The 5,581-nt window shown below is 43.5% G+C and carries 6 protein-coding genes; 4 read left to right on the forward strand and 2 right to left on the reverse strand.

What is annotated here, in order from left to right; translation table 11 throughout:
* The first annotated feature begins 372 nt into the window (after window positions 1–372).
* Window positions 373–843 carry a CRR6 family NdhI maturation factor gene (locus IQ229_RS10910; protein ID WP_194043612.1) on the forward strand — a complete coding sequence of 157 codons (471 nt, stop codon included), beginning with the start codon at window positions 373–375 and terminating at the stop codon, window positions 841–843.
* Window positions 844–1,061: 218 nt separating this feature from the next.
* On the opposite strand, the gene IQ229_RS10915 is transcribed toward IQ229_RS10910, so the two are convergent.
* Window positions 1,062–2,021, reverse strand: coding sequence for a glycosyltransferase family 9 protein (locus tag IQ229_RS10915; protein WP_194043604.1), 960 nt, complete (start codon window positions 2,019–2,021; stop codon window positions 1,062–1,064).
* 69 nt (window positions 2,022–2,090) lie between these two features.
* On the opposite strand from IQ229_RS10915, the gene ispD reads away from it, so the two are divergent.
* The 3 genes from ispD to IQ229_RS10930 all read left to right on the forward strand — a co-directional run bounded on the left by ispD (window position 2,091) and on the right by IQ229_RS10930 (window position 4,036).
* On the forward strand, window positions 2,091–2,774 hold the full coding sequence (gene ispD / locus IQ229_RS10920) for a 2-C-methyl-D-erythritol 4-phosphate cytidylyltransferase (protein ID WP_194043606.1): 684 nt from the start codon (window positions 2,091–2,093) through the stop codon (window positions 2,772–2,774).
* A 200-nt stretch (window positions 2,775–2,974) separates the two neighbouring features.
* Window positions 2,975–3,517: an SMC-Scp complex subunit ScpB gene (gene scpB / locus IQ229_RS10925; RefSeq protein ID WP_194043608.1), complete on the forward strand. Its 543-nt coding sequence runs from the start codon at window positions 2,975–2,977 to the stop codon at window positions 3,515–3,517.
* 171 nt (window positions 3,518–3,688) lie between these two features.
* Window positions 3,689–4,036, forward strand: coding sequence for a DUF760 domain-containing protein (locus IQ229_RS10930; RefSeq protein WP_094347414.1), 348 nt, complete (start codon window positions 3,689–3,691; stop codon window positions 4,034–4,036).
* Between the two features lie 97 nt (window positions 4,037–4,133).
* Here IQ229_RS10930 and IQ229_RS10935 read toward each other — a convergent pair whose 3' ends face one another.
* The gene (locus tag IQ229_RS10935) at window positions 4,134–5,342 is read right to left on the reverse strand and encodes an HhoA/HhoB/HtrA family serine endopeptidase (protein WP_194043610.1); all 1,209 of its coding nucleotides are present in this window, start codon (window positions 5,340–5,342) and stop codon (window positions 4,134–4,136) included.
* Window positions 5,343–5,581 lie beyond the last annotated feature (239 nt).

The raw sequence follows: 5,581 nt of genomic DNA on the forward strand, positions 1-5,581 counted from the left end.
TCATAATATCAAGGCTAGTAACTGGATGTATATTTGTTATAACTAGCAAAAATTAAGCAAAATAATCAAATAAATTTGATCGGGTCAGACTTGTGTCTCAACCTTGTATAGGTTGGCAAAATTATTAGCAAAAAAGTATCAGTAAATACTAATTGATTTGTGAAGAAAACTTTGCGCTAGGGACTTGCAAAAAATAAATTATCCCAAATTATTAGTATATTTGTAGGGGCGCAAGGACTAGCGCCCCTACAATGAGATATTTTTTTAACTGGAAGTCCCCTATTAAAAGTGAATGTAGCGTCAATCCCTGAAAGCTGCTACTGTATATTCTCGATCCTACAGTTGAGCATCAAGAAAGTGGCTGCTGAATCAATGACAATTGCGATCGCACTCAATAATGACTTCATTAACAATCTGGATTTGTCGCCTGCGTCAACGGTGATTGAAAAACTGCTGCAAGATGGGGTTGTATCCCATGAACAGCAGCTACGCTTTGATATCAATTACAATCTCGAATCTGGCGATCCACGGGAACTCTCAGAAATTCCAGAGGTGCGCCTGTGGTTTGTGCGCCTAGATGCTAAATACCCCTGGTTGCCATTTTTACTAGATTGGAAAGCTGGAGAATTTGCTCGTTATGCCGCCATGCTTGTACCACACCAGTTTAGTTCCCAAGAAGGTATCCAGTACAATCCTGAAGCCTTAGAGATATTTTTGATGCATAAAATCTTTATTTTAGGCGATTGGCTCAAACAACAAGACATCCCCAGTCTCTCGCGCCTAAAGTCCATGGCCCAAATGCTGGGTTATGAATTAGATGATGCTTTTTTTGGGATATTTTGAGAAGAAAGAATTCAGGAGTCAGGAGCCAGAATTCAGTATGAATTCTAAATTAAAAAGCGGACTTCGCCATGATAGCTCAGTCGAACGCTAAATCAATGGCATTTATTGCACCCCCATAAAATCTATGATTTTGTGGTCAACTTTCGTAATAGTGGGTCTGAATCTCCCACTTTCTGATTCTGAATTCTGACTTCTGACTTTTTCAAAAAACTACTGGTTTAGCCACCCCAAATTTTCTCTAAAACTGCGTTTGGTGAAATATCCGCCGTTTTTCCCGTGAGGGATTCAATAGCCAGGAATTTATCGTTTTTCGGCAACAACTTAGCTGGATTGCTGGGGCCAAAGATGGCAATGGTATAGGTTTGAACTGCAACACTTAGTTGTAGTGCCGGACTATCAGTAGATAACATCAAATTTGCCCCGGCAATTATGGCAGTTAACTTACCAATATCATCTGGGGCTGTCACCTTGATATCTGGAGAAGACTCCAGAAGCGATCGCACAAACAGCTCATCATCAACTCCCTTAATAACAACCACAGGTAAATCGGGCTGCTTTTGTTGGAAAGCTTGAATAATTTGCTGCCAATTTTCGACAGGGTAAATTTTATCCAGTTCTTTAGCCTGGGTTAACTGACCAGAACCGCCATGAATCAAGATATAGCCTGTTTCATGAACCCCTAAACGTTTTTGTTCCTTTTGTGCCCACTCAATATCTGGTTTTGGCACATTTACTGCTAACTCTGGGACAGGGCTATTTATTTCCAATGGTTGCAGCAAGTCATGGGAAACTGCTGCCGCATACTGGGATGGTTTTAATGGCACAGCATGGGTAAGAAAACCCGATCCTTTGCCTTGATAGCCAATGCGTATAGGAATTCCCGTCAACCAGAGTAAAAGACTTACCAACCAATTTTGCTTAACAGCAATGGCAACATCGTATTCGCGATCGCGAATAGTTCCCACTAAATTACCCCAATCTGCCAGACTGTTACGGTCATTAAAATCAAAGTTCAGCACCTCGTGAACTGACTTGCTCACTCGGTAGGCAGCCTTTGACCGGGGTTCAACAACGACATCTATCTGAGCGTTAGGGTAATGGCGCTTCAGGTCATCTAGAGTCGGAAAGAAGAGAATTTGGTCGCCAATTCCGCCAGGTACAAGGGCTACTACTCGCATAATATTTATTGACGCTTACTCGCTCCCTATTTTAGGGGAAAATATATAGCTTAAAGATTGAGGAATTCTGTGTATTTACTAATTCCAGCTGCGGGAATCGGAAAAAGAATGGGGAGTAACCGCAATAAACTCCTGCTCCTCGTGCGATCTCAACCAATTATTGCTTGGACTTTATTAGCCGCAGAAGCCGCCAGTACAATCAGTTGGATCGGGATTATTTCTCAGTCTACCGATTGGCCAGAGTTCAATGCAATTCTCGCCGATCTGAAGCTGACTAAACCAGTAGAATTAATTCAAGGTGGCTCCACCCGCCAAGAATCTGTTTACAATGGCTTACAATCTCTGCCAATAGCCGCAGAACAAGTGTTGATTCACGATGGTGCTAGATGCCTGGCCACACCAGATTTATTTAACTCTTGTGCCGAGTCCATTCGCCACTGTCCCGGTTTAATTGCTGGTGTACCCGTCAAAGACACCATAAAAATTGTTGATGGACAAGGCATAATTCAAGAGACACCCGACAGACGACAACTATGGGCGGCACAAACTCCCCAAGGATTTGATGTCAAGTTGTTGAAACAGTGCCATGCTGAAGGAGTCCGTCAAGGATGGGAAGTAACAGACGACGCCGCCTTATTTGAAAAGTGCGGCATCGAAGTCCGAATTGTCGAGGGAGAAGAGACAAATTTAAAAGTGACCACTCCACAAGATTTAGCGATCGCAGAATTTATTCTCACAAGTAGAGGCTTTTGAGAAGGGAATAGGGTATAGGTTACAGGGTACAGATATATTTCCTGTAACCTGTCACCTCTCCCCTAATCCCAATGCCAAATTTGAAAGTTTAAAAAAATACTTTGACAATTTACGATATAATGCCACACACTTGTTGATTGTTAGTTGTCATGTACTAATGACCAATGACTAATGACCAATGACTAACGACTAATGACTAAATGATTACAGCCACAGCGACGAAGATAGAAGCAATTCTCTATTTAAAGGGTAAACCCTTGTCGCTCGGCGAAATCGCCGAGTATGCCGCGTGCGATCGCGCCACTGTCAAAGAAGGCATAATTGAACTCATGGACAACTATGCCCACCGAGATAGTGCCCTAGAGGTAATAGAAACCCCAGATGGTTACAGTTTGCAACTCCGGTCTGATTTTCACGATCTAGTGCAAACGATGATACCAGTCGAATTGGGTGTAGGTGCATTACGGACTTTGGCCGCGATCGCTCTTAATAGTCCCATACTTCAGAGTGATCTGATTAACCTACGCGGTTCGGGAGTATATCAACACGTTCCAGAACTGGTCGAACTTGGGTTCATCCGCAAGCGCCGAGACAGCGATTCTCGCTCTTACTCACTCCAAGTAACCCCAAAATTCCATCAGTATTTCCAAATCGAGCAACTCCCGCAAATACTTTCTACGAGTCAGAAGGAAGAACAACTAGAACTAGAACTAGAACTCAAGGCAGTGGCGAGTAGGGAGTAAAGAAGGCAATAGGGTACAGGTTACAGCGTACAGATTATTCCCTATAACCTGTCACCTGTCATCTCCCCCCTAATCCCATTCCCCTCCTCTTGACTTATACCCGTGGTGAATGCGCTAACCTTGTACTATGGTTTAGAGTGGAGTTAGCAATTAAGCTAAATAAAACTGCCAATGGTGTTTAATCCTGACTTTTTGAATGACAACTCTGAGGAACACCCTAATCAACTTCTTTCCGACCACTCTGAGGAATACCCTAATCAGTTACTCAAATATCTACAGCATCAGTCTCCTGATGTTTTAGCTAGGGTTGCTCAGTCCGCCAGCCCCGAAATTAAACAAATCATCTCGCAAAATGTCCAAGGGCTAGTGGGAATGCTCCCTGCGGAGAATTTCAACGTGCAAATCACAACAGATAGGGAGAACTTGGCTGGGCTTCTAGCATCAGCCATGATGACAGGGTATTTTCTGCGCCAGATGGAACAAAGAATGCAGTTAGAGCATTTGTCTAATGGCCAATAATTAATAGTCAGTAGTCAAACATTCTGGAACTATTGACCAAATAATTACTAATTCGTAATTCGGAATGATGCACTCTAGGAATTACGAATTATTTTGACTACTTCTTTTCAGGATAAGCTCCTGATTGTACTTTGAAAGTTTGAACTTTACCGCTGCGGTTGACTTCGATAGCGATTATGTCTCCAACTCTGCTCGACTCTACCAGCCTCTGAACTTGGGCTGAAGTTTTGACTGGTTTACCGTCAACTTTTTGAATCACGTCTCCAGGTAGCAGTCCTCCACGCTTGGCTGGGGAATCATCTGTAACTCCTTTAATCACAATCCCTGCATCCTGCTGAATATTTAGCTGATTTTCTTGATTAATTTGTTGTTTTCTGATAGGAGAAAGGTCTGCCATTTCAACACCCAAAAAGGGATGTTCCGCACGCCCTTTAGTAAAAAGTTCATTAGCGATGCGGGCAGCAGTTTCAATGGGGATGGCGAAACCAAGTCCTTGAGCATCAGCGCGGATAGCAGTGTTAATACCAATCACTTCGCCTTGGGCGTTCAATAAGGGGCCACCAGAATTACCAGGGTTAATTGCGGCATCAGTTTGGATAAAGCTGACTCGCTTATCTGGGACACCAACTTGAGTGCTAGTGCGATCGGTAGCACTGATAATGCCGATAGTGACAGTATTATCTAAACCCAGAGGATTGCCAATAGCGATCGCCCATTGTCCTGGGATCAGGTTTTGCGAATTGCCCAGTTTTACCGTCGGCAAATCATTCGCTTTTATTTTTACCACTGCCACATCTGTTACAGAATCAACTCCTACCACCTTCCCCTCTAGACTCCGACCATCCTTGAGGGTAACTTGTACTGTATCTGTATCTGCCACTACATGAGCGTTGGTGAGTAATTCCCCATCTTCGCTCAAAATAAATCCCGATCCTGTACCGCGTTCAATGCGTTCTTGAGGAATTGGTTGCTCATCCTCTCCAAAGAATCGCCGCAAGAGGGGATTTTTCAAAGCGTCAGAGATGGGATTGGCTACTTTGCGAGTGGCATTAATTCGCACTACAGCCGGGCCAACTTTTTGCACTGCTGTCGCAATAAAATTCACGTTATCGCCACTAGTAGCCCCAATAGCTCCATTAGGAGAATTCGGAACTACGGATTCTGGAGGCGAAGCCATTGTTACATTTCTTAACTGTTGAAACGAGCGATTTTGTGGCAGGAGATAGCGACTGCCAAACAAACCTGCACCACCGCCAATTACCAGTAAAAACACATAAACCGCCAGTTGCTTTAAGGATAACTTCATAATTGTTTTGCTCAAGAACAGCAATGCAGTTGCTAATTTCTAAGTGTAGTCAAGCGAACGGCAAGTGGACAGATCAATTTACGAGAAATTAGGGATTGGGCATAGGGCATTGGGAGTGCTGAGTGCTGAGTGCTGAGTGCTGAGTTAAGAGTTAAGAGTTAGGAGTTAAGAGTTAGGAGTTAAGAGTTAGGAGTTTTGTTTACCCCATTGTCCCCTTGTCCCCCTTGTCCTCCTTGTCC

Origin of the sequence: Nostoc cf. edaphicum LEGE 07299, from assembly GCF_015207245.1 — a bacterium.
GTDB classification, from domain to species: Bacteria; Cyanobacteriota; Cyanobacteriia; order Cyanobacteriales; family Nostocaceae; genus Nostoc; species Nostoc edaphicum_B.